The 24822-nt window shown below is 60.0% G+C and carries 23 protein-coding genes; 16 read left to right on the top strand and 7 right to left on the bottom strand.

The annotated features are described in order from the left end of the window. The first annotated feature begins 61 nt into the window (after positions 1–61). From IE087_RS11635 to IE087_RS11605, 7 genes are all read left to right on the top strand, one after another. A complete protein-coding gene (locus IE087_RS11635; protein ID WP_189369520.1) occupies positions 62–1621 on the top strand; it encodes an ABC transporter substrate-binding protein in 1560 nt (519 codons plus the stop codon). A 198-nt stretch (positions 1622–1819) separates the two neighbouring features. Then, a complete protein-coding gene (locus IE087_RS11630) occupies positions 1820–2800 on the top strand; it encodes a hypothetical protein (RefSeq protein WP_189369519.1) in 981 nt (326 codons plus the stop codon). A gap of 78 nt (positions 2801–2878) precedes the next feature. Then, entirely contained in the window at positions 2879–3037 is a 159-nt protein-coding gene (locus IE087_RS11625; RefSeq protein ID WP_229801358.1) for a hypothetical protein, read from the top strand. A gap of 91 nt (positions 3038–3128) precedes the next feature. Next, entirely contained in the window at positions 3129–4109 is a 981-nt protein-coding gene (locus tag IE087_RS11620) for an ABC transporter permease (protein WP_189369517.1), read from the top strand. Between the two features lies 1 nt (position 4110). Then, positions 4111–5058 (top strand): ABC transporter permease, encoded by a 948-nt coding sequence (locus tag IE087_RS11615; RefSeq protein ID WP_189369516.1) that lies wholly within the window; start codon positions 4111–4113, stop codon positions 5056–5058. Next, positions 5058–5417, top strand: a complete 360-nt coding sequence (locus IE087_RS11610) for a hypothetical protein (protein WP_189369515.1) — start codon at positions 5058–5060, stop codon at positions 5415–5417. Before IE087_RS11615 ends, IE087_RS11610 begins: the two co-directional genes overlap by 1 nt. After that, positions 5414–7123, top strand: coding sequence for an ABC transporter ATP-binding protein (locus IE087_RS11605; RefSeq protein WP_189369514.1), 1710 nt, complete (start codon positions 5414–5416; stop codon positions 7121–7123). The genes IE087_RS11610 and IE087_RS11605 overlap by 4 nt, the downstream gene beginning before the upstream one ends. 98 nt (positions 7124–7221) lie before the next feature. Here the strand turns inward: IE087_RS11605 and IE087_RS11600 are convergent, their stop codons facing one another. Next, positions 7222–8016, bottom strand: a complete 795-nt coding sequence (locus tag IE087_RS11600) for an N-acyl homoserine lactonase family protein (protein ID WP_189369513.1) — start codon at positions 8014–8016, stop codon at positions 7222–7224. Further along, entirely contained in the window at positions 8013–8306 is a 294-nt protein-coding gene (locus IE087_RS11595) for a putative quinol monooxygenase (protein ID WP_189369512.1), read from the bottom strand. Before IE087_RS11595 ends, IE087_RS11600 begins: the two co-directional genes overlap by 4 nt. Positions 8307–8439: 133 nt before the next feature. On the opposite strand from IE087_RS11595, the gene IE087_RS11590 reads away from it, so the two are divergent. The 3 genes from IE087_RS11590 to IE087_RS11580 are packed head-to-tail and all read left to right on the top strand — an operon-like array spanning position 8440 to position 11191. After that, positions 8440–9516: an isocitrate/isopropylmalate dehydrogenase family protein gene (locus IE087_RS11590; RefSeq protein ID WP_189369511.1), complete on the top strand. Its 1077-nt coding sequence runs from the start codon at positions 8440–8442 to the stop codon at positions 9514–9516. Further along, entirely contained in the window at positions 9513–10529 is a 1017-nt protein-coding gene (locus IE087_RS11585; RefSeq protein ID WP_189369510.1) for a Gfo/Idh/MocA family protein, read from the top strand. The genes IE087_RS11590 and IE087_RS11585 overlap by 4 nt, the downstream gene beginning before the upstream one ends. Further along, positions 10529–11191 (top strand): GntR family transcriptional regulator, encoded by a 663-nt coding sequence (locus IE087_RS11580; RefSeq protein ID WP_189369509.1) that lies wholly within the window; start codon positions 10529–10531, stop codon positions 11189–11191. Before IE087_RS11585 ends, IE087_RS11580 begins: the two co-directional genes overlap by 1 nt. Position 11192: 1 nt before the next feature. On the opposite strand, the gene IE087_RS11575 is transcribed toward IE087_RS11580, so the two are convergent. From IE087_RS11575 to IE087_RS11560, 4 genes are all read right to left on the bottom strand, one after another. Continuing rightward, on the bottom strand, positions 11193–11972 hold the full coding sequence (locus IE087_RS11575) for an IclR family transcriptional regulator (RefSeq protein WP_189369508.1): 780 nt from the start codon (positions 11970–11972) through the stop codon (positions 11193–11195). A gap of 12 nt (positions 11973–11984) precedes the next feature. Continuing rightward, positions 11985–13343 carry a TRAP transporter large permease gene (locus IE087_RS11570; protein WP_189369507.1) on the bottom strand — a complete coding sequence of 453 codons (1359 nt, stop codon included), beginning with the start codon at positions 13341–13343 and terminating at the stop codon, positions 11985–11987. Next, a complete protein-coding gene (locus IE087_RS11565) occupies positions 13340–14011 on the bottom strand; it encodes a TRAP transporter small permease (protein WP_189369506.1) in 672 nt (223 codons plus the stop codon). Before IE087_RS11565 ends, IE087_RS11570 begins: the two co-directional genes overlap by 4 nt. A 146-nt stretch (positions 14012–14157) precedes the next feature. Further along, entirely contained in the window at positions 14158–15390 is a 1233-nt protein-coding gene (locus IE087_RS11560; RefSeq protein WP_189369505.1) for a TRAP transporter substrate-binding protein, read from the bottom strand. Positions 15391–15499: 109 nt separating this feature from the next. Between IE087_RS11560 and IE087_RS11555 the strand changes: the two genes are divergently transcribed. Beyond that, positions 15500–17095 (top strand): GMC family oxidoreductase, encoded by a 1596-nt coding sequence (locus IE087_RS11555; protein WP_189369504.1) that lies wholly within the window; start codon positions 15500–15502, stop codon positions 17093–17095. Here IE087_RS11555 and IE087_RS11550 read toward each other — a convergent pair. Beyond that, complete coding sequence (locus IE087_RS11550; protein WP_189369503.1) at positions 17092–18105, bottom strand: LacI family transcriptional regulator; 1014 nt, start codon at positions 18103–18105, stop codon at positions 17092–17094. The two genes, IE087_RS11555 and IE087_RS11550, sit on opposite strands and share 4 nt — an antisense overlap. Positions 18106–18380: 275 nt before the next feature. On the opposite strand from IE087_RS11550, the gene IE087_RS11545 reads away from it, so the two are divergent. From IE087_RS11545 to IE087_RS11525, 5 genes are all read left to right on the top strand, one after another. After that, on the top strand, positions 18381–19739 hold the full coding sequence (locus IE087_RS11545) for an ABC transporter substrate-binding protein (RefSeq protein WP_189369502.1): 1359 nt from the start codon (positions 18381–18383) through the stop codon (positions 19737–19739). Positions 19740–19811: 72 nt separating this feature from the next. Continuing rightward, positions 19812–21044, top strand: a complete 1233-nt coding sequence (locus IE087_RS11540; RefSeq protein ID WP_189369501.1) for a carbohydrate ABC transporter permease — start codon at positions 19812–19814, stop codon at positions 21042–21044. A 124-nt stretch (positions 21045–21168) separates the two neighbouring features. Next, positions 21169–22383 (top strand): carbohydrate ABC transporter permease, encoded by a 1215-nt coding sequence (locus tag IE087_RS11535; protein ID WP_189369500.1) that lies wholly within the window; start codon positions 21169–21171, stop codon positions 22381–22383. Between the two features lie 8 nt (positions 22384–22391). Then, entirely contained in the window at positions 22392–23645 is a 1254-nt protein-coding gene (locus IE087_RS11530) for an MGH1-like glycoside hydrolase domain-containing protein (protein ID WP_189369499.1), read from the top strand. Between the two features lie 3 nt (positions 23646–23648). Then, positions 23649–24701: an ABC transporter ATP-binding protein gene (locus tag IE087_RS11525; protein ID WP_189369498.1), complete on the top strand. Its 1053-nt coding sequence runs from the start codon at positions 23649–23651 to the stop codon at positions 24699–24701. Positions 24702–24822: the final 121 nt, after the last annotated feature.

Below are 24822 nucleotides of genomic sequence, written 5' to 3'. Positions count from 1 at the left end.
GCGCCGGGGTGTTGCCTGTTTTTCACCGATTTCATTGAAACCGCATCAAGGACCAAAATACATGATCCGCGCTTTCCTTCTGGCCAGCACTGTTCTGGCCGCACCAGCCATCGCCGAAGAATTCAAGTGGGCCGAAACCACCGACCCGCAAACCATGGACCCGCACGCCGTGAACTCGGCAGCCGTTCTGGGCTTTCTCAACAACGTCTATGAGGGCCTTGTCCGCCGCGGCAAGGATATGACCATCGAGCCCGCGCTTGCCACATCGTGGGAACCGATTGGTGCAGGCGAAGGGTGGCGGTTCACCCTGCGCCAGGGCGTCACCTTCCACGATGGGGCCGAATTTAGCGCCGACGACGTGATCTTTTCCTACCAGCGCGCAAGCGACGAGGCGTCGGACACGCGCAGCTGGTTCGCGCCTGTGTCCGAGGTCATCAAGGTCGACGACTACACCGTCGACATCATGACCACGGCCCCCAACCCCATCTTCCCCGACAGCATCGCCAACTGGATGATGATGGACAGCGGCTGGGCCGAGACGAACAACACCACCCTGCCTGACAAGGAAAGCGGCAACCACGCAACGTTGAACACGAACGGCACCGGCGCGTTCAAGGTGACCGCGCGTGAACCCGGCTTGCGCACGGTACTTGAGCCCAATGCTGACTGGTGGGACACAGCCGAACACAACATCACCCGAGCCGAGCTGACCCCAATCCAAAACCCGGCCACGGCTGTGGCGGCGCTGCTATCGGGTGACGTGGACCTGATCAACCCGGTGCCGATTCAGGACGCCGAACGCCTTGCCGCCAATGACGCCGTCAAGGTGATCCAGGGGATCGAGGCCCGGGTCATCATGCTGGGCTTCCCGCATGAGGCCGACGCGCTGAAATACTCCAGCGAAACCACTGATGCCAACCCGTTTGCGGATGCAAAAGTCCGGCAGGCTGTGGCCCACGCCATCAATGTGCCTGCCATTCTGCAAACGATCATGCGCGGCAACGCGGAACCCGCCAGCCAATTGGTCAGCCCGGCCATGCGTGGTTACTCCACGCCGCTTGCAGACCGTCCTGCGTACGATCCGGAACGGGCCAAGGCCCTTCTGGCCGAGGCGGGTTATGCAGATGGGTTTTCTTTCGGCCTGAAATGTCCCAACGACCGCTACCTGAACGACGAAGCCGTCTGTCAGGCGGTCACAGGCATGCTGGCGCAGGTCGGCATCACCGCCGTGCTTGATGCGATGCCGGTCCAGAACTACTGGCCAGAACTGCGCGCTGACAACTACGACATGTACCTGCTGGGCTGGTCGCCGGGCACGTTCGATGCTGAGCACCCGATCCGATTCCTCGCCGCGACGCCGAACGAAGAAAAGAAGCTCGGCTCGTGGAACTTCGGAGGTTTCTCGGACCCGCGTGTGGACGAGTTGCTGCCGATGATCCAATCGGAAATCGATGACGCTAAACGTCAAGCCATGTTGGACGAAACCACCAAGATCCTTCAGGACGAAGTGGCGTACGTGCCGATGTACGTGCAGCCTCTGGTCTGGGGTGCAAAAGCCAATGTCGATCTCACACAACGCCCGGACAATTTCTTTATCTTGCGTTGGGTGACCGTGAACTAAGCTGGAAAAAACAGACCGTGGTCGCCCTGCAAAACCGGGGCGGCCGCAATACTATAGAAATACCACAAGCATAGACTTGCCAGAATCTGCCTCCCCTTGGTTTGGCAGAGACACCCAGCCCCCCCCATTCAAGTACGGTGATTGCGCGACATTGTTTCGCCGCGCATGAAATTGCTTTTCTATTTTTGGGTATTTGCCATGAAAGCCATTCTTTCGATCCTTCTGCTTTTCCTCACAGCTCAGACAGCGACCGCACAATCGATCACCAAGGCACTCGACTTTAAACGTGGCGCCGTCCGCGAAGTTGATGTGGCAGGACTCAACTATGGCCTCAGCGACGTCTATGTGGTGGTGGTCAGAACATCCAACGACACCTTGAAGGCCCTGACATTCGCGGGCACCGACCGCACCGCGCGCGCGTCTTATGATGCTGGGACGGCCACCTCTGTTTCGATTTCTCCCGGTGGTGAAAACCGCGTCCTCGTCACAATGCGGGACGGCGATGGCCGCCTGCGCGTCATCTCGTTCGAGGTCGGATCCGATAGACGTACGCTGGACCGATTGGGCACCGACACTGGCCCACGTATTCGCTCGGTCAAATCGTCACCTGGCGCCAGTGACGGCGAAGTCCGCCTCGCTGCCAAGCTTCAAGACAACGACCTATACATCTGGCGCGTGACCATGGACACCGCGGGCCTCCCCACCATATCGAACAGGCAGGACTTTGGAGAAGTCAAAACCATGGACATGGCGGGCGGCACATTTGGCGCGCTTGTCATGCGTGTTGGGAATGATGACCTGCGCCTCACGACACTTATGTCCGGTGGAAACAACGGTATTGTGCGGGGCGCAACAGATCGCGGCGGCAAGGTCACGGACCATGCCATCGCACCGCTAGAAGAAACTCAGGGCGGGCAATGGATCACATTCACCACCTCAGGCTATGTCAGCAACCCAAGACGATTTATCCCGTCCCACTGTATCAACGGCCCGATTGTTGTGCATTACAGCCCAATAGGGCGCAGCAAGCTTATCGCCTGGGAGCAAAACCAACCTTCCGCTTCGGCTGAATTCTCCCGCCTTGCAGAACACGAGTCTTCGGGATTGGAAGGTTTGGCACACAAGGTTGACGTTGTCCGCTTCGTTTCAGGCTCCTCGCCACGGTTCATCACCGGGTAGCTTGGTTATGACAAGCCCTGCAGCCTGAAGCCAAGGCTTCAATTGCACCTTTGGGAACTGGACGACGGGTTTACCAGATTGGCGACTCGGGAACTGGGCGAGCGCTACTCTGATCTTGAAATGACCGTCATCCGGCCAGGCAACAGCGCATTCGGCAATACACGGTTTGTGGTGGCGCTGATCGGTGAAGGCAACATTCTCAAAATCACGGTGTGGGACGCCACTCGCTCGGACTAGTGCCACTCACGGGGCGAAAAACTCATGGTGCTATGCCCACAACACTGTTTCAGTCCCTTGACCATACCTTCGCATCTTGCGAGACGAGGAAATGATTTCCTTCGTTCTCCAACGTGTCGCCCAATCCGCCCTCGTACTGTTGGTTGTGGGCCTTGTCGCCTTTTCCATGTTCCGCTTTGTCGGTGACCCCATCGACAACATGCTGGGACAGGAACGCACCATCGAGGATGTCGAACGGCTGCGCGCGCAGCTTGGTTTGGATCAGCCCTTTGCAGTGCAATACTACCGCTTCCTCGAAGAGGCAGTGCAGGGCAATTTCGGCGTCAGCTATCGCCAGGGCCGTCCCGTGTCCGACATCCTGCTGGAACGCGCACCAGCCACACTGGAACTGGCGGCCGTTTCTGGCTTCCTCGCGATTGCGCTTGGCATCGGTCTTGGCGTCTTCACCGCGATCCGACGAAACGGGCTCTGGGCCAATGTCATCATGTCCGCCTCGCTGATCGGTGTGTCCCTACCCACCTTCCTGATCGGTATCCTGCTCATCTACCTGTTTTCCGTCGAACTGGGCTGGCTGCCAAGTTTCGGACGAGGTGAGACGGTCAGGATTGGCAACTGGACGACAGGGTTCCTGACCGAAAGTGGGCTCAAGGCCCTCATCCTGCCCGCCATCACCCTCGGCCTCTACCAGATGACGTTGATCATGCGACTGGTGCGGTCCGAGATGCTTGAGGTCCTGAGACAGGACTACATCCGCTTCGCCCGCGCCCGTGGACTGAAAGAGCGAGCGATCAACTTCCGCCATGCGCTCAAGAACACGCTCGTGCCGGTAATCACGGTCACGGGCCTGCAATTGGGCTCCATCATCGCCTTCGCCATCATCACCGAAACGGTGTTCCAGTGGCCCGGCGTCGGCCTCTTGTTCATCAATGCGATCCAGTTCGTCGATATCCCGGTCATGGCCGCGTACCTGATGCTGATTTCTGTCATGTTCGTGGGCATCAACCTGATCGTGGACCTGCTTTACTTCGCCATCGATCCGCGCCTGCGCGTGGACCGGGCGGGAGGACACTAAGATGACCGACACGGCCCAAACCCAAACCAAAGCCCCCACCCGCCTGCAACGCTGGGCGGACTCGGATTTCTTTTACCAGTTCAAACACTCGCCGGTGGCCATCGTCAGCTTCACCGTCGCGGTACTGCTCGTGCTGGGAGCGATCTTTGCCCCACTGATTGCCCCCTACAACCCGTTTGATCCGGCGTCACTCAACCTGATGAACGGCTTTTCCAAGCCGATGGAGCCCAACGCCTTCACCGGTGACACGTTCTGGCTCGGCACCGATGATCAGGGGCGCGATGTGTTCTCGACCATCCTCTACGGCATGCGTATCTCGCTCTTCGTAGGCGTTGCTGCCGTGCTCTTCGCGATGGTCCTCGGCATCTCTCTGGGTCTGATCGCAGGCTACGTGGGCGGCTGGACCGAAACCATCATCATGCGCATCGCCGACGTGCAATTGACCTTCCCAAGCATCCTTGTCGCCATGCTCATCTTCGGCATCGCGAAAGGGGTCACGCCCATCGAATACCGCGACCAGATGGCAATCTGGGTGCTGATCATCGCCATCGGCCTGTCGGACTGGGTCCAGTTCGCCCGCGTGGTGCGCGGCGCCACGTTGGTCGAAAAGAGCAAGGAATATGTACAAGCCGCCCGTCTGATCGGCCGCAGCGGCCCCGCGATCATGGTCAAACACATCCTGCCCAACGTGCTGTCGCCAGTGCTGGTGATCGCCACCATCTCACTGGCCCTCGCCATCATCGCAGAGGCCACACTCAGCTTCCTCGGCGTCGGCGCGCCGCCCACACAGCCTTCACTCGGCACCCTGATCCGCATCGGCCAGGGCTTCCTGTTCTCAGGCGAATGGTGGATCCTCTTCTTCCCCGCCTGCACGCTTCTCGCTCTGGCGCTCAGCGTCAACCTGCTGGGCGACTGGCTGCGCGACGCGCTGAACCCGAGGTTGCGGTGATGGTAGATGACTCTTTGATCAATCTCCGAGAAACGATTTTCGTCAACATGGAGACTTTCGCTGACGGCTCATACGTCCAAACACTGGGAACCGACAATCTCGTTATGATCTGGGAAGACTGGACAGACTTTGATTGTGCGTGGATGTCCGCTCCTGTGTTCACAGATCAAGAGGTTTCCGCATGTTTAGCTTACACCAAAGCTCTGTCTGACTTCGATGAACTGGACGTTGAAGATACCACCTGCGTCCAAGGCCTGAGATCAATTCCTCAGTACAAAAGCGTCGAAGCGTTCGCCAAGATCGCTTTCGAAGTCATGAGCAAACGCGGGCCAAGACCTGCCTTAGAGGGAACGCAGTGACCCACCTCCTCAACATCTCAGACCTCTCGGTCCACTACCCCACCCGCCGCGGCACCTTCATCGCCGTCAACGGCGCCGACCTGACCGTCGCCCCCGGTGAAATCCACGGCCTCGTGGGCGAATCCGGCGCGGGCAAGTCCACCATCGGCGCCGCCGTCATGGGCCTGATCGACCCACCAGGTCACATCGCCGACGGCACCGTCAGCTTCCGGGGCGAGGCGATCAGCGGTCGCGACGCGGCAGGCATGCGCGCTCTGCGCGGGGCCAAGATCTCCATGATCTTTCAGGACCCGCTCACGTCCCTCAACCCGCTCCTCACGGTCGAGGACCAACTGACCGAAACCATCGAAGCGCACCTGAATCTCGGCGACAAAGCGGCCAAGGCCCGGGCCGTCGAGCTACTCGACCGCGTCGGCATCCCCGACCCGGCGGAACGGGTCAAACAATACCCCCACCAGTTCTCGGGCGGCATGCGTCAACGCGTGGTCATCGCCCTCGCCCTCTGCTCGGAACCAGATGTGATCATCGCGGACGAACCCACGACCGCCCTCGACGTCTCGATCCAGGCGCAAATCCTCGACCTGATCAAGGAACTCGCCCGCGAACGGCAGGTTGGCGTCATCTTGATCACCCACGACATGGGCGTGATCGCCGATACGACCGACCGGGTCACGGTCATGTACCAAGGCGAAGTGGTCGAAAGCGGCACCACTGAACAGGTCATGGGCACGCCGGAACACGAGTACACCAAATCACTCATCGCCGCCGTGCCCCGCGCGACACTCAAAGTCCACCGCTTCCCGCAACTCTCCTACGGTGGCCGCAGCACCCGCTTTGCGATCGAAGATCTTGCACGCAACTGGCCCACGCCACCCAAATCCAAAACCGGCACGCTGGTGCAGGTGGACGGGATCACAAAAACCTTCGTCCAGCGCGACTCGATCATCCCTGCATGGCGCAAGATGTTCACAGCCGTCGATAAGGTCAGCTTCGACATCCGTGAGGGCGAAGTGTTTGGCCTTGTGGGCGAAAGCGGGTCCGGCAAATCCACCGTCGCGCGCATGATCGCCACGCTGTATGAGACAAACGGCGGCCACATCTATTTCGACGGCACCGACATCACGCAACTGGCCTCGCGCGAAGAACGCGATGCCTACCGGCGCCAGATCCAGATGATCTTCCAGGATCCGTTTTCCAGCCTGAACCCGCGTATGCGGGTGGATGCCATCGTGGCCGAGCCGGTGCTCCACCACAAACTGCTTGAGGGGCATGCCATCCAGGACCGCGTCGACGAACTTCTGGACCGCGTGGGCCTCGGCGCCGAAGCGGGCCGCAAGTACCCGCACGAATTCTCCGGCGGTCAACGCCAGCGCATCTCCATCGCCCGCGCCCTCGCCACGCAACCGCGCTTCCTGATCTGCGACGAACCCACATCCGCCCTCGACGTGTCGATCCAGGCGCAGGTGCTCAACATCCTCAAGGACCTGCAAGAACATCTTGGCCTCACCATGCTGTTCATCAGCCACGACCTGCCGGTGGTCCGGCAAATGTGCGACCGCGTGGGCGTCATGCGGCAGGGCCAAATGGTCGAAGTGGCGGACACAGAACAGCTTTTTGCTGCGCCACAAGCGGACTACACCAAGGAACTCCTGCGCCTCATGCCCAAACTCGAAGGGCTCTCTACCGAAGGCCTGGAAAACGCCTGACCCCGTTATCTGGCCAGTCACGCGGGGGTGCCGCGTCAATCAAACCAGTCCTGGCTGCTTTCATCTGAATTGCAGCATAGGGAACAGCACGTGCCCCGCTACTGTGTGGGATCTTGTATCGGGCCAACATCAAGTCGCGTGATATGGTCGGCCATGGCAGTTGGGAAATACTGGCGCACCAACGGGTCATGGCCCGGCACAACCAGCTTCCGCGCGCTGGCAAGCCTTTGTATCGTGGCAAAACCGTCCAGCATATCCTGCATATCCACCACGATGGGAAAGGGTGTTCCGGTCAGGAAGTTGCCGTAGAAATGCGCCGCATCCGAGGCCAGCACCAGCCTGCCCGCCTGCGTGCGCACCCGCACCGCCTGCAGGCCCTTGGTGTGCCCACCAACACGGTGCACAGTGATGCCCTCGGCAATCTCGCTGTCGCCATCGTGGAACGTCACCTTGCCGGAATAGAGCCGCTGCACAGCTTCGACCACGTGGCCCACTGTGAAGGGGTCGCGCAGCACGTCGTGGCACATACACGGACCCGTGGCATAGGCCATCTCAGCCACCTGCAGGTGCAGTTGAGCGTTCGGGAACAGGTGCAGACCGCCTGCGTGATCGAAATGCAGATGGGTGACGATGATCTCGGTCACGTCATCGGGCTGCAAGCCAAAGGGTTTCAGAGCCTCACCCGGATCAAGGCGGATAGGTCGCCCGCGCGCCTGCCCTTCGGCGGCGTCAAAGCCTGTGTCCACAAGGATCACACGCCCCTCACCGCGGATCAGCCACATGTAGAAATCGATGGGATCGGGCGCGTCGTGATTGTCCTCGAACATATAGTTGTTACCGCGCACACGCTCGGTCTGTTCGGCGTACTTGATAGCGTAGACCTCGTAAGTCATCGATCGACCCGTTCAAACGTGCGCAGGGTTTTGCCCGCGACCATGTCAGCGATCTTGGGACCCGTTTCGAGGTAGTGCGGCATCTGTTGATGCGCCTCGAACGCCGCAAGGTCGTCGTAAAGCTCATAAAGGAACACAGTATCGGGCTGGCTGGGGTCAGTGCAGACGTCGAACTGCCGGCATCCCGGTTCATCCCGCACCGAACACTGCGCGTTGTTGATGATGTGCGGCATGAACGCGTCCTGCGTGCCCGGTTTCAGATCAAAGATGACGGTGACGGCGTATGGCATGGGGTGCCCCTTTTATTTGTCCGGTCACAGTGGATGCGAACGGGTATTTGATAACTCGTGCGTTAATGTATACACAAACGCATACGAGAAGCGAGTCGCTTTTCACCAGCCTATGCCGAAAGGGGCCCGCATCATGCACAGAAGTTTCGATATCGCCGTGTTTCAGGGGGATGGCATCGGCCCCGAGATCATGGCGCCCACGGTTGAACTGTTAAGTGATCTGGCGGCAAACAGCGGCTATGGTCTGAACTGGATCGACTTGCCTGCGGGGGCTGCGCACTACGCCAAAACGGGTGACAGCCTACCCGCCGCGTCCATGGATGCGGCCCGTGCGGCAGATGCGATCCTGTTGTCGGCGATGGGCTTGCCCAGTATCCGCTATCCTGACGGGACAGAGATTGCCCCCCAGATCGAATTGCGCAAGGCGTTGACCCTATTTGCGGGGGTGCGCCCTGTTACCATTCGGCCCGGCCAACCGACACCATTGGCAACAGACAAACCCGTGGACTTTGTCCTCATCCGGGAAAGCACCGAGGGCCTGTTTTATACGCAGGGCCGCGGCGAGGTTGAGGCCGATGAGGCCCGCGAGACACTACGCATCACCCGTGAAATTTCCGAGCCCTTGTTCCGTTTTGCCTTTGATATGGCCCAGGCACGCAAGGCGTCGGGACAAGGGTCGGGCAAGGTGACATGTGTGGACAAGGCCAACGTTTTTCGCGCCTTTGCCTTTTTCCGCGAGATGTTCGATGCCGAGGCGGCAAAACACCCCGACATTGAAGCCGATCACGCCTATGTCGATGCCACCGCCTTGTGGATGGTCGAGCGTCCGTGGTCCTTTGACGTGATGGTGACTGAAAACATGTTTGGCGACATTCTTTCGGATTTGGGCGCGGGGTTGATGGGGGGGCTTGGCCTGGCCCCGTCGGCAGACATCGGGGCCGATCACGCGGTGTTTCAACCCTGCCATGGGTCGGCCCCTGACATTGCAGGCCAGGGTGTGGCAAACCCGATGGCCATGATCCTGTCGGGCGCAATGATGCTGGAATGGCTGGCCAGTCGGCATGACATGCCCGCGATGGCAGCAGACGCCAAGAATCTGCGCGAGGCGGTGGATCGGGTGGTGTCCGAGGGCCACGTGCTGACCCGTGATCTGGGCGGAAGTGCCGGGACAGCGGAGGTCGCCGCGGCTGTAAAAGGAGCTTTGGCATGATCCGCGTGGCCTGCGCTGGCGCGGGTTATTTCAGCCAGTTTCACTATGGCAGCTGGACCCGCATGGATCGAGTCGATCTGGTCGGGGCCTGTGATCTGGACATGGAAAAGGCGCAGGCCACGGGCGCCCCCGCCTATGATGATCTGGGCGTGATGCTGACCGAGGCCGCGCCCGATCTGCTGGACATCATCCTGCCCCCGCCCGCCCATGCCGCCACCATCCGCGCGGCCCTGACCGCAGGGATCAAGTGGATCATTTGTCAAAAACCGTTCTGCATGGATATCGACGAGGCACGGTCCATCGTGGCCGAGGCCGAAGCGGCAGGCGCGCGCTTGGTTGTGCACGAGAATTTCCGGTTTCAGCCATGGTATCGGGCGATCAAGGCAGAACTTGCGGCCGGGTCGATTGGTGAGGTGCTGAACGCCACCTTTCGTCTGCGCTCGGGTGATGGGCAAGGGCCCGAGGCCTATCTGGATCGCCAGCCCTACTTCCAGCAGATGCCGCGCTTTCTGGTCCATGAAACGGCGGTCCATTGGGTGGACACCTTTGCCTATCTCTTTGGCCCCGCCAGCGCTGTCTATGCTGATCTGCGCCGGATCAATCCGGTGATTGCGGGTGAGGACGCAGGCCATGTGATCTTTGACCACGGGCCGGTGCGGGCGTTGTTTGATGGCAATCGGCATTTGGACCACGTGGCCGACAACTTACGCCGCACCATGGGCGAGGCGTTGATCGAGGGCAACAAGGGCATACTTGCTTTGCACGGTGATGGGTCTGTCACGCGCCGGTCATTCGGTCTGTCAGAGGTCGAAACGATCCTCGGCCCCGATACATGGGACGGGTTTGGCGGTGATTGCGTGCACGCGCTGCAATCCCATGTGATCCGCGCCATGACAGAAGGCACACCGCTTGAGAACGGGGCGCGCGACTACCTGCGCGTCATTGCCGTGAAGGACGCGATCTATGCGTCGGCGGGGTCGGGCTGCAAAGTCACTTTGGACGAGGTGGAGTAATGGGAGCCATGAGCAATGTGGAACGGGCCGTGTCGGCCTTGCGCCAGATGATCTTTGCCGGGGAGTTGCCACCGGGATCTGACCATCTTGAGACCGAACTGGCCGAAAAGCTGGGCATGTCCCGCACGCCCGTCCGCGAGGCGGCGTTGATGTTGCAGGCGCAAGGGTTGGTCGAGATGCGCCCGCGCCGAGGCATTCGCATCAGCCCGGTATCGGCCACCGACATGGCGGAAATCTATGATATTCTGACCGAGTTGGAGAGCCTTGCCGCCGCCCGCGCCGCAGAGGCGCAGTATTCCAAGGCGGACCTTGCCACTCTGGCCACCGCCATCCGCGATATGGATGCTGCTCTGGCCGCAGATGACCTGCGGGCCTGGGCCGAAGCGGATGACCGGTTTCACCGTGAGCTTGTGCGATTGGGTCGTAATGCACGGCTAAGCATGGTTGTGTCCGTGATGCGCGATCAGGTGCGTCGGGCCCGTGCCACGACCCTGTTCATGCGCCCCAAACCCAAACAGTCGAACGAGGATCACCGGGTCGTCTACCAGGCGATCGCGCGGGGGGATGCGAAGACGGCACATGACACGCACCACGCCCACCGGCAAGCGGCGCGCGACATGCTGGTGGCGCTTCTCGAGAAGCACCAGTTTCACGGGCTGTAAGTTACGACGTGTGCAACCGGGTCAGCTCTTCCGCCCCACGGCGGAGCGCTGGCAGGAAGTCGATCAGGTCGCACAGGCTGCGGCGTTGAATAGGCGCGTGAGCGGAGAGAGTCGCCAGCAGCTTGCCCTGCCCGTCCCAGATCGGGACCGCAACAGCAGCCATGCCGGACATGAATTCCTCATTATCCGTCGAATAGCCGCGCATACGCGTGGTTTCCAACTCGGCCTTGATGCTGTCGATGTCGACGAGCGTGCCTTCGGTGTGCGCCTCAAGCGGGCGGGTCGTCAGAACTGTCCGCAGGATATGGGGTCGCAGGGTCGAAAGGTACATTTTGCCGGATGCGGTGCAGTGGAACGGCACCTGCGTGCCGATGGGCAGCTGAATGCGCAGCGGCCATTCGGTTTCTACCCGGTCGAGATAAGTCATCCCCTCACGATCTGCCGTGGCGAGATTGCAGGTCTCCCCCACCTCCTCGGCGACACTGCGCAGGATGGTCAGACGCGCGGTGCGCAGATGCTCGGATGACATAGTGCTGACGGCCAAGGCCCGCAGACGCGGGCCCGGTCCATAGCTGCGCCCATCAAGGTCGCGTTGCAGGAACCCCTCGGCCTCGGCCGTCTGCAACAGCCGGTGCACGGTGGGTTTCGGCAGACCCAATGCGTCGATCAGGTCTGTCGGTTTGACGGCCACCCCGCGCTTGGCGACCTCCTCCATCACCATCAGCAGGCGCAGATTGGTGGGAATTTGGGTGTCCTTGCGGGGGCGGTGATCGTCAGGCATGGCGCGTGCGTCTTATCTTTCCGGCAGCAGGATCAAGGCGAGGTCAGGAACCAGCGACACCAGAATCCACACTGAAATCAGAGCAAACAGATAAGGAACCGTATAGCGCAACAGCTTGAAGTAGGGAACGCCTGTTACACCTGACGCGACGTAGAGGTTCAGACCGTAAGGCGGTGTGATGAAGCCGATGGAGGCCCCCACGAGGAAGATCACGGCGAAGTGGACCGGGTCCACGCCGATATTGGCCGCGATGGGTGCCAAGATCGGAGCAAGGATGATCGTCACCGGCAGCGATTCCAGAACCATGCCGAAGATGAACACGATGGCCATCGCGGTGAACAGCACCGGATAGAACCCGCCCATCGATGTCACGAAGTTGCCGATCACCTCCTGCGCGCCCAGGAGCGACAGGATCTGCTGCATCACCACCGAAATCGCGATCAGCGGCGCAAGGATACCCGTGATCTGGGCCGAGCGCATAACGATACCGGGGATCTGCGGGATGGTGAAACCTTCAACCACCAGCATTGAGACGGCGGACTTTTCCGACCAGTCCTTGGTCTGATCCATCTTAAGCGTTTTGGAGATCACCCAGCTGACCAAGCCAGCGATAATACCAAAGCCCACGGTTACACCCGCCGCTTCAGTGGGAGAGAATTTGCCCGTGTAGATGCCCCAGAGCACTAGGCCGATGGCGAAGAAACCAAGCCATGCGCCCAAAGCCGTTTTGAACACGCGATAAGGGGACAGGGCGATCAGGTAGCCCCAGCCGTTGCGCCAGCAGATGATGAAGCACGCCAGCATCATGCCCAGAACCATGAGCGCGCCGGGAATGATACCGGCCACGAACAATTCCGAGATCGGCAGGTTCATCAGGAAGCCGTAAACGATAAAGATGATCGACGGCGGGATGATGATGCCAACTGTACCGCCCGCGGCCGCAGTGGCGGCAGAGAAGCGTTCATCATAGCCACCCTTGACCATTTCAGGGTGCAACATCGAACCGATTGTGGCCGTGGTAGCCGAGTTCGAACCGGAGATGGCAGCAAAGAGGCCGCAAGCACCGAGTGACGCCATGGCAAGGCCACCCCGGATCCAGCCCAGACAGGCATAGGCGAAGTCTGACAGACGCCGGGCGATACCAGAGCGGTTGATAAGGTCACCCGTCAGGATGAAGAGTGGCATGGCCAGAAGCGCAAAACCGTCGGTGAACACGTCCTGCAGAGCCGCGCCCATGTTCAGGAGTTGCAGGTCCAGCACATAGGACATGCCGATGACCCAATAGGCGATGACCAGGAAAACCGGCACACCCATCATAAAGAACAGAGTAACGCCGATGGAAATCAGCGTGATGAGGGTTGGATCGCTCATGCGTCACCTCCGATCACAGCGGCTTCGATCATCTCGTTACCTTTTTTGTACTTGTTGATGTCTTTCACCAGGTTTTCAAACACGCGGGCGGTCAGAAGGACAAAGGCGATGGGCACTGTACCCAGGAACCACCACTGCATCACATTGTCGGTGCCGAGCATGATGGCGAAGTTGGCCGCAGCCCGAACGGTTTCCTGCGAGGTGGTGACAACCACGATCCATGCAAAGCAGAACCACAGGATGGCGTCGAGGACCAGGAGGGCGAATTGAACTGCGCGCGGCGCTCCGCGGCGGAATTCGGCAAAGGCCAGATGCGTGCGTAGCTTAACGTTATAACTGCACCCAACCCACGTCATGATGAGGAACAGGAAGGGCGGCAGCGTCGTCGACCACGCGGGCTGACCGCTGAGGTAGAAGCGCTGGATCACGCCGGCAAAGATGATGTAGCCGATGGCAAGGTAAGCCACGACCATCACTGCGGGTTCGAGATTGCGTTCGATGAATGGAATAGCACGGTAGAGCAGCGCCACCAGCACCCCACCAACGAGGGTGGCGATGAAGCCCAGCGGCCATATTCCGGAGTTGCCGCGCAGGGCGGTTTGGATCTCGAACGAGTCCGCTGTCATCAGGGCGGAGATGATTTCTCCCATACCCGCAATCATGTCCATGCTGCACCTCCCTCGTGCCTGGCAAATCCGTTCCGGCATCTTGTCGCGTCAGGATACGGAAATCCATGCCGGTGTTACGCGACATGGATAGATGCTTGGGCGATGTACGCCCAAGCCATTGATTTGGTGAGAAATCCGCTTCCGGATTAACCGCGCCACCAGCGGCGAGGTTCGACGTTCTCGGCCAGGGTATGCGTGTTCTGACGAACGCTGTCATAGATTTCCTGGTACGTGTCGATGCCACCGGCCCAGCCGTTGATCCGCTCGCGCCACTGCTCCCACAGCTGCGGTTGGAACTCGGGTGAGCACTGCTCTTCCGCTTTCTTGATCTCTGCGTCGGACAGCGCTGCAACGCGCACGTTGTTCTGGGCAAAGATGGTGTCCGGACCTTGGTGTGGGTGCGAGAAACCAACAGTGTTGACCAGCGCGGCTTCGTTTGCGGCCTGGACGTGCACCTGTGTCAGGTAGGACGATTCCATAACCGCATCCTGCAGCTCACCGCCAAGACCGTCGAAGGTTTGCGCGTTCATCGCGGTGTGTTCCGTACCGCAGAAGAAGCGCAGGTCCACACACTGGCTGACGACGGGCGACATGTTGGCATAGGCCACGGCCGATGCCCAAGTTTCCGCGCCATCGATCAGGCCCTGCTTCAGACCGTCGAGCGTTTCTTCCCATGCCACGGGCACAGGGTTCAGGCCCAGAGCGTTCATGGCGATACGGCCAAGTTGTGTTCCCGTCACGCGGTTCTTGGTGCCGCGCAGAACGTCGATGTTGTCGACCGTTGGCTTGTCTTCCCAAGCCAGACCCAGCTGGATGCCGCGCAATTCTGCGTGGGTGAACAGGAACTTCAGGCCGTGACGCTTTTCGAACGGGTCACGCAGGATGCGCTGGCTGTCCGGGCTGTACATGAAGTGGTACTGGTCGGCCCGATTACGGAACATGTAGGCATAGTCCAGCACGTTCAGGTAAGGTGCACCACCGGCGGAGTTCTGTGTCGATGCAGCGTAGATGTCGACGATACCCTGTTGCGCCTTCTCAACGCAGGACAGCTGACCACAAATCTGGTTGTTGCCGATGAACTCGATGCGAATCTCACCATCGGTGCGCTCTTCGAGATCGCGCGCGAACTCAAGGCAACCGGCGCGCTCGATCAGCAGGTTCTGCTGGTTAAAGCCGGCCGCGCCAAATTTCAGCGTGTGCTTTGGCTCTTTCGAGAACCGTTTATCGTAGGTTGATTCCGCGGCTGCCGCCAGATTGGCAAGGCTCATTGCACCGCCAAAGCTGCCCGCTGCAAGCAGCGTAGAGCTCAGGCCGTAACGACCAGCCACACGGAACAGATCGCGGCGCGAAATGCCCGCGAGATTTTTCCCAAGTTTCATGCAATCCTCCCTGATGCGCATTATTGAGACGTTTTATCTCAGAAAAGGCTAGCGCAGCTTGAACAATCTGCCTAGTCTTTTTTTGACTTTAAGTAAGGGAGGGGTCGTTTTGGAAGCCGATTATGTCATCGTGGGTGCCGGAAGTTCCGGCTGCGTGATCGCGAATCGTCTGAGCGCGGACCCGAACACCAAGGTTGTGCTGTTGGAAGCGGGCGGTCGGGACTGGAACCCGTGGATCCACATTCCGGTCGGTTATTTCAAAACCATCCACAATCCGAATGTGGACTGGTGCTACAAGACCGAACCCGATCCGGGCCTGAACGGCCGGTCTATCGAATGGCCCCGCGGCAAGGTGCTGGGCGGGTCCTCATCCCTCAACGGTTTGCTCTATGTCCGGGGGCAACCTCAGGACTATGACCGCTGGGCACAGATGGGCAATCGCGGCTGGGCGTGGGACGATGTCCTGCCGCTGTTCAAGCGATCGGAAAAGAACGAACGCGGTGCCGATGAATTTCACGGAGACAAAGGCAACCTTTCGGTTTCCAACATGCGCATCCAGCGCCCCATCACCGATGCGTGGGTCGCGGCGGCTCAATCGGCGGGCTACAAATTCAATCCCGACTACAACGGCGCCGATCAGGAAGGTGTTGGATTCTTTCAATTAACTGCGCGCAACGGACGGCGATGCTCGTCCGCTGTAGCGTTCCTGAACCCCGCGCGCAGCCGCGAGAATCTGAACATCGTGACCCATGCCCAGGTCGAAAAAATCGAACTGGATGGCACCAAGGTCACAGGGGTATCCTACCGTGACAAAAGCGGTACATGGCAGACGGTCAAAGCCCGCAAAGAGGTCATTCTTTCGGGGGGCTCCATCAACTCTCCGCAACTCTTGATGCTGTCGGGAATTGGCGAAGCGGCACAGTTGCAGGAACACGCAATCGACGTGGTTGCCGACCTGCCCGGCGTGGGCAAAAACATGCAGGATCACCTGCAGGCGCGGCTGGTCTACAAGTGCAACGAACCCACCCTGAATGACGAGGTGTCGAGCCTGTTCGGACAGGCCAAGATCGGCCTCAAATACCTGATGTTCCGGGCCGGTCCAATGACCATGGCAGCAAGCCTCGCCACCGGGTTCATGAAGACACGGGACGACCTCGAGACCCCCGATATTCAGTTCCATGTCCAGCCCCTTTCTGCAGAAAATCCCGGCAAAGGCGCTGACCCATTCTCGGCATTTACGATGTCCGTTTGCCAGTTGCGGCCCGAATCGAAGGGAGAGATTCGGTTGGTCAGCAAGGACGGGCGCACCTATCCCAAGATCATTCCGAACTACCTCAGCACGGAAACGGACTGCCGAACGGTGGTCGAAGGGGTCAATATTGCGCGACGTATTGCCCGCCATGCGCCGCTGACGTCCAAGATTTCGGAGGAATTCCGCCCACACGCGGATCTGCCCATGGACGACTATGATGCCACGCTGGACTGGGCACGCAGCAACACGGCGTCCATCTATCACCCGACCGGCACCTGCAAGATGGGTCAGGACAAGACGGCGGTGGTCGACGAACAGCTCCGTGTACGCGGGATTACAGGCCTGCGCGTGGCTGATTGTTCGATCATGCCAGAGATTGTCAGTGGCAACACCAATGCCCCGGCCATCATGATCGGTGAAAAGGCATCAGATCTGATTCTCGGCACCGCCTAAAGGCTGCGCCACATAGGCTCTGGTTCATGTAACGTCTGCAATTGATCGACCGGCACACCCGACACCCGGTCGATCAGCAAACGGGCCAATTCGCGACCCGTGGCCACCAGATCTTCACTCACCGTGTCAATCTGCGGATACAGCGTCGGTAGAATGGGCGTCGTCTGGCGGCAGATCAGATCATAGTCGCGGCCCAGCACCTGTCCCTGATCGGCCATCCCGCCCATCAGGGCCAAAGTGGCCAGCTCATTGTTGCTGATGATCGCGTCAAACGGATCGCTGCGCTGCGCAAGCGTCTGTCCGAATTCCCGTGCCGTATCCGTGGAAATCAGGATCCCGGTTTCCGTGGCCACCTCTCCGGTCAGGCCATGCCGGGCCAGCGCCCGATGAAATCCGCCCGTGATCTTGGCGAAGTTCGTCGTCGCATCGTCTTCAGCCACCAAGACAAAGCGTTTGCGCCTCCGCGCGATCAAGCGCTCCACCGCCATCTCGACATAGCGCTCGGCATGAAAGTCGTGAAAGGCATGGGCCGCGTAGAATTCAGTGCGCCCGTGCGACACGAACGGGAAATCGGCGTCGATCAGCATCTGGACTCGCGGGTCGCGCGCGCTTGTGTGGGTCAGGATGATGCCGTCCGAGGTGCGGTTCTGCAGAACATAGCGCACCGATTCCTCGGGCGTGGCGCCCTGCAGGTCGGGAATGACATTCAGGTGGTACTTGGTGCCCGACAAATGCGCCCCGATCCCTTCGATCATCTGGCGGGTGTAATCGATCGTGTTCTTGGCGGGTGACAGAACAAGCGTCAGCACATTGGTCTGCCCCGTACGCAAACGTACGCCCGCACGGTTGGGCACATAACCAACCTCGGCAGCCGCAGCCGCGATCTTGTCCCGGGTTTCCTTTTTCAAACGCGACCCATCGCGCAACGACAATGACACGGTCGACAGGCTGAGGCCCGTGATCTCGGCAATTGTCTTGAGCGTTGGCGGTTTGCGGGTCGGGTCGGCCATGGCCTGCCTTGCGGTTTGGGTCAGTGAACACTGTGATTATCAGAACAGGAGGCGCTATGTCGATCAACACCGAATCGGGTTGCATCGTTGCAATTTTTGCACTCCTTCCGTCGCCGCAACGCAGCAAAATCATGATATTTATTGGATTTTCTCAAAAACGGTGCAGCAAAAATAATTGTTGCATCGTTGCAATTATCTGCGACCATTTATGGCAGGTTCCGTTCGGATGCTGCGCAGGCGACCGGATCAAAAGACGACAAATGGGAGGACACCACATGTACGCAACCAAAGGTCTGATAGCCCGACTGGCCACCGGCACCGCACTCAGCCTTGTGCTGGGGGCCAGTGCGGCGATGGCCGAAGACATCCGCTTCTGGACCACCGAAGAGCAACCTGAACGCCTGGCCAAACAGCAGGAAATGGCCGCGCAGTTCGAAAAGGCGACAGGTAACAGCGTCGAAGTCATCCCGGTCTCGGAAACCGAGCTCGGCACACGCACCACGGCCGCCTTTGCCGCCGGGGACCTGCCGGACGTCATCTACCACCCGCTGCAATACGCGCTGCCCTGGGCCGAAGCGGGCATTCTGGACACGGAAGCCGCAACTGATGTCGTGGACGGCCTGGGCCGCGACACATTCGCATCCGGCCCACTGTCGATGGCCGCCTACGATGGCGACATCGCGTCCGTCCCCGTGGACGGCTGGACGCAGATGATCGTCTACCGCGCCGACCTGTTCGCAGAGAAAGGTCTGGAGCCGCCGAACACGTTCGCAAACGTGCAAGCCGCGCTTGAAGCGCTGCACAATCCGCCAGAGATGTACGGTTTTGTCGCTGCCACCAAGGTGGACGAGAACTTCATGTCGCAAGTGCTGGAGCATGTCTTCCTCGCCAACGGTGTCAGCCCGGTCGGCGATGATGGCTTCAAGGAACTGGATGCTGCGGCCACAACGGAAGTGCTGGATTTCTACAAAGCCATCGCCAAAGCCTCGCCTCCGGGCGAGCTGTTCTGGAAGCAATCGCGTGAGATCTATTTCGCCGGCGATGCGGCCATGATCATCTGGTCGCCCTTCATTCTGGATGAACTGGCCGGTCTGCGTGACAGCGCCGCCCCGACGATCAACGATGATCCCACCACCAAAGAGTTGGCAGCCAAAACCGGCATCGTGACCAACTTTGCCGGACCGTCGAACCCCGATGGCGCGGCATGGGGTGACGTGCGGTACTTCGGCATCACCAATGACGCGGACACCGAAGTGGCACAGGCCTTTGTCGAGTTTTCGATGAACGATGGCTACATGCAAACGCTGTCCATCGCAGCCGAGGGCAAGTTCCCTGTCCGCACTGGCACGGCGGATGAGCCCGGCAAGTTCTCGGCCGCGTGGTCGGAAATCCCGGTGGGCGTGGACCGTAAGGCGCCCATGAAAGATCTCTATGCAGCAGAGATGCTGGACGAGATTGTGGGTGGTCTGAAAGTCGCCCAGCGCTGGGGCGTCGAGGAAGGGCAGCTGTCGCTGGCTTCCAAGATGATCAACAGCCAGGCGATCAACCGGATCGTACGTCAGTACATTGACGAAGAGATCGACGCCGCCGCCGCCGTTGCAGCGATGAACAGCGAGCTGTCCTCGATCAACTAAGCCTGTCGCTCGGCTTGGAGGGGGCGGGTCCGCCTGCCCCCTCGCCCCCAACCCCACATTCAGAGACATCCCATGACGGTCCCTACTCCACCGACCACCCGTGGTGCGCTTGAACGCCGCGAGGCGCGGCTGGCCTGGTCCCTGCTGCTGCCCACGATCACCATCGTGAGCCTTGTGATCATCCTGCCGCTGCTGGCGATCTTCTGGATCAGCTTCAAGCCCGTGGGGCTGGCTGACCTGCGCCCCGTGGCCCCTGTGATCCGCGAAAGCCTGCGCGAGCGATCCGGCGAGATGGTGATCGAGTATCGCGTCCGCAACTCGTCCCAGCAGAAAGAGATCGCGGGGCTGAGCTTTACCGACACGCTGCATGACGGTGTGACGCTGGGCGCTTTGCCAGAGCAATGTTCCGTTGAAAGCGGCGCGCTGCGCTGTGAGTTCGGCGACGTGCCGGGCGGGTTCAATGAACGTATCCGCATTCCCGTGACACTGGACGGCGATCCGGACACGCTCGAAGAGATTGTCGAGGGGACCGAGCCTGAGGGCTTTGGCTCCGCCGACAACATCCTGACAAATACTGAATTCACGCTCGACAATTTCGCCCGCATCTTTGACGGGGACGAGTTCTGGTCCGTGCTCTGGGCCACCGTGTTCTATACGGTTTTCGGCACCATCGGCGCGCTGGTAATCGGGCTGTTTGCCGCGTTGCTGCTGAACAAGTCGTTCCGCGGCAAAGGTGTGCTGCGCGGTCTCTATCTGTTTCCCTATGTCTCACCCATCATAGCCGTTGCCTTCACCTGGGTCACACTTCTGGATCCCTTCTCGGGCTCGCTCAACGCGCTGCTGATCCAGATGGGCGTGGTCGACAGCCCCATCAACTTCTTCGGCCAGCGCCCGCTTGCCCTGATCATGGTCACGGTGTTCGAGATCTGGCGCTATTTCCCGCTGTCTTTCCTATTCATCCTCGCGCGGATGCAGTCTATCGACACCGATATGTACGAGGCGGCGGACATGGATGGCGCGTCGCCCTTCCAGAAGTTCTGGTACCTGTCGCTGCCGATGCTCCTGGGCATCCTGTCGGTGCTGTTCCTGCTGCGCTTCATCTGGACCTTCAACAAGTTCGACGACATTTTCCTGCTCACGGGGGGCAATGCGGGCACACGCACACTGACCGTGAACGTGTACGAGCAGGCCTTTGCGATCTCGAATATCGGGGCGGGCGCGGCTGTGGCAGTGGTGATCTTTGCGACCCTGCTTTTGTTCAGCTTTTTCTTCTTCAAATACATTTCTCAGGAGGAAGGGCTGTGAAAGTGGGTGCCGCAAAACAAGTTTGCGTCTCGCCTGCGGCGGGCGGGACGCAGGGGCTCTGCCCCTCTTGGCCTGACGGCCAATTCACCCCGGAGTTTATCTGGCAAGATGAAAGAGGATCGGCATGAGCATTCTGCGTCATGGCGCTGTGACCGGTGCATTGATTGGGCTGTTCTGGGCCTTTGTCATCTCTGTCACGGTGTCCGTCACCTTGTCTTTCGCCTCGGGTCTTGGATTTCGGCCCGGGTCCCTGGGCTGCCTGATCCTTGGGTTGTGCGGTGGGCTGGCGGCCATCTACGTGCGGGATGCGCGGTTGGTGATGGGCGGCTTCATCCTGCTTTGCGTGGTCATCATGTTCACGCCGCTCTCGCCGATCCTGTTTCAGGAGAATGTTCCGGTTCTGTGGCAGCTCATGGCCGTCATCTCCTTTGGTCTTTTCATGATCTGGCCCCTGACCCTGATGCTGGTCGAGGCGCAGCCAGGTCCGCTGTCACGCCATGCCTTTGAGGATGCGGTGATCCGGTTTCTGACAGGCTTCGGCTACATCATCTTTACCGCTGTAGTTCTGATCCCTTTCTACGTCATGGTCATGACCAGCCTGAAATCGCAGCAGGCGCTGCTGAAAAACCCGCTCGATTTCTCCATCGAGTTGAGCCGCGGCTGGGACCTGTTTCGCAGCTACATCGAGTTGTTCGGCCAGTTCAATTTCGGCAGCTACCTTTGGACCAGCTTCTATGTCTCGGTCCTGACGGTGCTGATCACGCTGCTGTTCTCCGTCCCGGGCGCCTATGCCGTGGCACGGCTGCGGTTCAAGGGGCGGGCGGCGTTTTCGCGGTCGATCTTGTTGATCTACATGGTCCCGATGATCGTTCTGGCGCTGCCAATCTACATCGCTTTCTCCATGACCGGTTTGCGCAACACCATTCCGGGTCTGCTGATGATCTATCCGGTCACCACGATCCCCGTGGCGCTTTATATGTTGCAAGGTTACTTCCGCGGCCTGCCGGGAGAGGTCGAGGAAGCGGGCCTTATGGACGGCCTCAGCCGCCTGCAGGTGATCTGGAAGATCACCCTGCCCCTGTCCCTGCCCGCGATGGTGTCGGTATCGCTTTATGTCTTCATGATCGCCTGGAACGAGTTCCTGCTGGCCTTCATGCTGCTGGACGATCCGTCAAAATTCACGCTGACCCGCGGGGTCGCGATGTTGAACTCCTCTGAAATTCCGCGCCAGCACCTGATGGCGGGCGCCGTGATTGCCACCATTCCGATCATGGCCCTGTTCCTTGGGCTGGAACGGTTCATGACGAAAGGGCTGACCGCCGGGTCGGTAAAAGGATGATGCGAGACATGACATCCACGGACATGCGCGATGAAGAGGCGCGCGCAATTCTGAAACGCAATGACAAGGGCGGGTACACGATCCCGACCTCGGGTCTCTATCCCTACCAGTGGAACTGGGACAGCGCTTTTGCTGCCGTGGGGTTTGCCGAGTTCGACGTGGAACGTGCCTGGGCAGAAATCGAAACCCTGTTCTCGGGCCAGTGGGACAACGGCATGGTGCCGCATATCCTGTTCCATGTGCCGGATGAAGGGTACTTCCCCAATCACGACGTGTGGCAGGGAACCGGACCGATCCCGTCCTCAGGCATCAGCCAGCCGCCGGTGGCCGCGACCATGGCACGGATGATGCTGGACAAAGACACGGACGTTGGCCGGGATCGTGTCGCCGCGCTTTATCCCAAGATGGTCGCCTGGCACCGCTGGTTCATGGACTGGCGGTTGGATCAGGGGGCCGTATGCATCACCCACCCGTGGGAGGCAGGCCGCGACAATGCCCCGGATTGGGATGCCGCGATGGCAGCGATCACACCCGACGGCGTCGGCGAATACACCCGCCGCGACACGACCCATGTGGACGGCTCCATGCGGCCCACGAAATACGATTACGATCGCTATATCTGGCTTGTGCAACGGGGCGCGCGACTGCACTGGGATGAGGCCGCTATGCTGCAGGATACCCCTTTCCGTGTGGCTGACCCGACGATGACCTTTATCCTGTTGCGTGCCACGCGTGACCTGATCGTCATTGGCGAGATGCTGGATGAGGATGTGACAGAGTTACAAGACTGGGTGAAAACGCTGGAAGCCGGTGCTCAAACACTCTGGAACCCCACGCTTGGATGTTTTGATGGCCGTGATGTCGTTGGTGGCAGCTGGGCTGGATCCATTTCGAACGCATCCTTCCTGTGCTGGTATGGCGGCATCGACCACCCGGATATGCGGACCCGTCTGGCCGAGGTAATGGCCCTTTCGAAATACGGTGTGCCCTCCTTGACCCCGGATGATGACCGCTTTGACGGCAAGCGGTATTGGCGTGGGCCTGTCTGGGCCATCATGAACATGATGATCGGGACAGGTTTGGCGGATTTCGCACTGCCCCAAGGCGAAGCGTTGCGCACCAACACGGCTGACCTGATCGCCGAACACGGCTTTGCCGAATACTTCGACCCCCGCGACGGGTCACCGGCAGGCGGCAGCACTTTCACATGGACGGCGGCCGTTTGGCTGGCCTGGGCCTCTCCAAACAATCAAGGAGCCTGAGCAATGGGCGCGATCACTCTCAACGCTGTCGAGAAATGGTATGGCGAGGTGCAGGTCATTAAGGGCGTCAACCTGGCGATCAACGATGGCGAATTCATTGTCTTTGTGGGCCCATCAGGCTGCGGCAAGTCCACCCTCCTACGCATGATCGGGGGGCTTGAGGATATCAGCCGGGGCTCCCTGCTCATCGACGGGCAGGACGTGACCGATCAACCGCCCAGCAAGCGCGGGCTGTCGATGGTGTTCCAGTCCTACGCGCTTTATCCGCACATGTCGGTGCGCGACAATATGGGCTTCTCGCTGAAGACCGCTGGCGCGCCCAAGGCCGAGATTGCCGAGAAGGTGGATGCCGCTGCCGAGACGCTGAAACTGGATCAGTATCTTGAGCGTCGGCCCAAGGACCTCTCGGGCGGGCAACGCCAGCGGGTAGCCATTGGCCGGTCCATCGTGCGCGAACCGACGGCCTTCCTGTTCGATGAGCCGCTGTCGAACCTCGACGCAGCACTCCGGGTCGAGATGCGCTACGAGATTTCCAAGCTGCACCAGTCGCTGTCGGCCACGATGATCTATGTCACACATGACCAGGTCGAGGCGATGACCCTCGCCGACCGGATCGTGGTGCTGGACGCAGGCCGGATCATCCAGGTCGGCACACCGCGCGAGCTGTATAACCATCCGGGCAACGTTTTCGTCGCCCAGTTCATCGGCAGCCCGAAGATGAATGTGTTCGGGTGCGAGGCGTCAGGGGACAGCTACACTGTGCCGGGGGGCCGGACGGGTCCGTACCCCGTAGGACCGGGTGCGACCCAGATGGGTATCAGGCCCGAACACATCCTCGTGGGCGCTTCGGGCATGGGGCAGTGTGATGGCACGGTCGATGTGATCGAGTATCTGGGCGCCGACACGTTTGTCCTGATGGATTGTGGCGCAGCGGGTCAGATCAATGTGCGGATTTCCGGTGATGCGGATTTGAAGGTGGGCGATGTGGTCGGCCTCAGCTTTGATGCCGAGCGCACGCATTTCTTTGATGCTGACGGCAACACGATCAACACGTGAGCAGTGCCTACGCCGACCTGCGGGGTGGCGTTGGCACCAATTGTTCAGCGCGATTTATCGTTGATGCGTTATTGCGACGCAAAGGTAGCGCACTGGCGTCGACATAACGCCGCCCCGGGGG

Origin of the sequence: Tateyamaria omphalii (genome assembly GCF_014651375.1) — a bacterium.
GTDB lineage: Bacteria > Pseudomonadota > Alphaproteobacteria > Rhodobacterales > Rhodobacteraceae > Tateyamaria > Tateyamaria omphalii.
This window is presented reverse-complemented; position numbering and strand designations above follow the sequence as displayed.

Coding starts and splice junctions, on each gene's coding strand:
- IE087_RS11635 (WP_189369520.1), top strand. CDS start 62: ATGATCCGCGCTTTCCTTCTGGCCAGCACTGTTCTGGCCGCACCAGCC.
- IE087_RS11630 (WP_189369519.1), top strand. CDS start 1,820: ATGAAAGCCATTCTTTCGATCCTTCTGCTTTTCCTCACAGCTCAGACA.
- IE087_RS11620 (WP_189369517.1), top strand. CDS start 3,129: ATGATTTCCTTCGTTCTCCAACGTGTCGCCCAATCCGCCCTCGTACTG.
- IE087_RS11615 (WP_189369516.1), top strand. CDS start 4,111: ATGACCGACACGGCCCAAACCCAAACCAAAGCCCCCACCCGCCTGCAA.
- IE087_RS11610 (WP_189369515.1), top strand. CDS start 5,058: ATGGTAGATGACTCTTTGATCAATCTCCGAGAAACGATTTTCGTCAAC.
- IE087_RS11600 (WP_189369513.1), bottom strand. CDS start 8,016: ATGACTTACGAGGTCTACGCTATCAAGTACGCCGAACAGACCGAGCGT.
- IE087_RS11595 (WP_189369512.1), bottom strand. CDS start 8,306: ATGCCATACGCCGTCACCGTCATCTTTGATCTGAAACCGGGCACGCAG.
- IE087_RS11590 (WP_189369511.1), top strand. CDS start 8,440: ATGCACAGAAGTTTCGATATCGCCGTGTTTCAGGGGGATGGCATCGGC.
- IE087_RS11585 (WP_189369510.1), top strand. CDS start 9,513: ATGATCCGCGTGGCCTGCGCTGGCGCGGGTTATTTCAGCCAGTTTCAC.
- IE087_RS11580 (WP_189369509.1), top strand. CDS start 10,529: ATGGGAGCCATGAGCAATGTGGAACGGGCCGTGTCGGCCTTGCGCCAG.
- IE087_RS11575 (WP_189369508.1), bottom strand. CDS start 11,972: ATGCCTGACGATCACCGCCCCCGCAAGGACACCCAAATTCCCACCAAT.
- IE087_RS11570 (WP_189369507.1), bottom strand. CDS start 13,343: ATGAGCGATCCAACCCTCATCACGCTGATTTCCATCGGCGTTACTCTG.
- IE087_RS11565 (WP_189369506.1), bottom strand. CDS start 14,011: ATGGACATGATTGCGGGTATGGGAGAAATCATCTCCGCCCTGATGACA.
- IE087_RS11560 (WP_189369505.1), bottom strand. CDS start 15,390: ATGAAACTTGGGAAAAATCTCGCGGGCATTTCGCGCCGCGATCTGTTC.
- IE087_RS11550 (WP_189369503.1), bottom strand. CDS start 18,105: ATGGCCGACCCGACCCGCAAACCGCCAACGCTCAAGACAATTGCCGAG.
- IE087_RS11545 (WP_189369502.1), top strand. CDS start 18,381: ATGTACGCAACCAAAGGTCTGATAGCCCGACTGGCCACCGGCACCGCA.
- IE087_RS11540 (WP_189369501.1), top strand. CDS start 19,812: ATGACGGTCCCTACTCCACCGACCACCCGTGGTGCGCTTGAACGCCGC.
- IE087_RS11535 (WP_189369500.1), top strand. CDS start 21,169: ATGAGCATTCTGCGTCATGGCGCTGTGACCGGTGCATTGATTGGGCTG.
- IE087_RS11530 (WP_189369499.1), top strand. CDS start 22,392: ATGACATCCACGGACATGCGCGATGAAGAGGCGCGCGCAATTCTGAAA.
- IE087_RS11525 (WP_189369498.1), top strand. CDS start 23,649: ATGGGCGCGATCACTCTCAACGCTGTCGAGAAATGGTATGGCGAGGTG.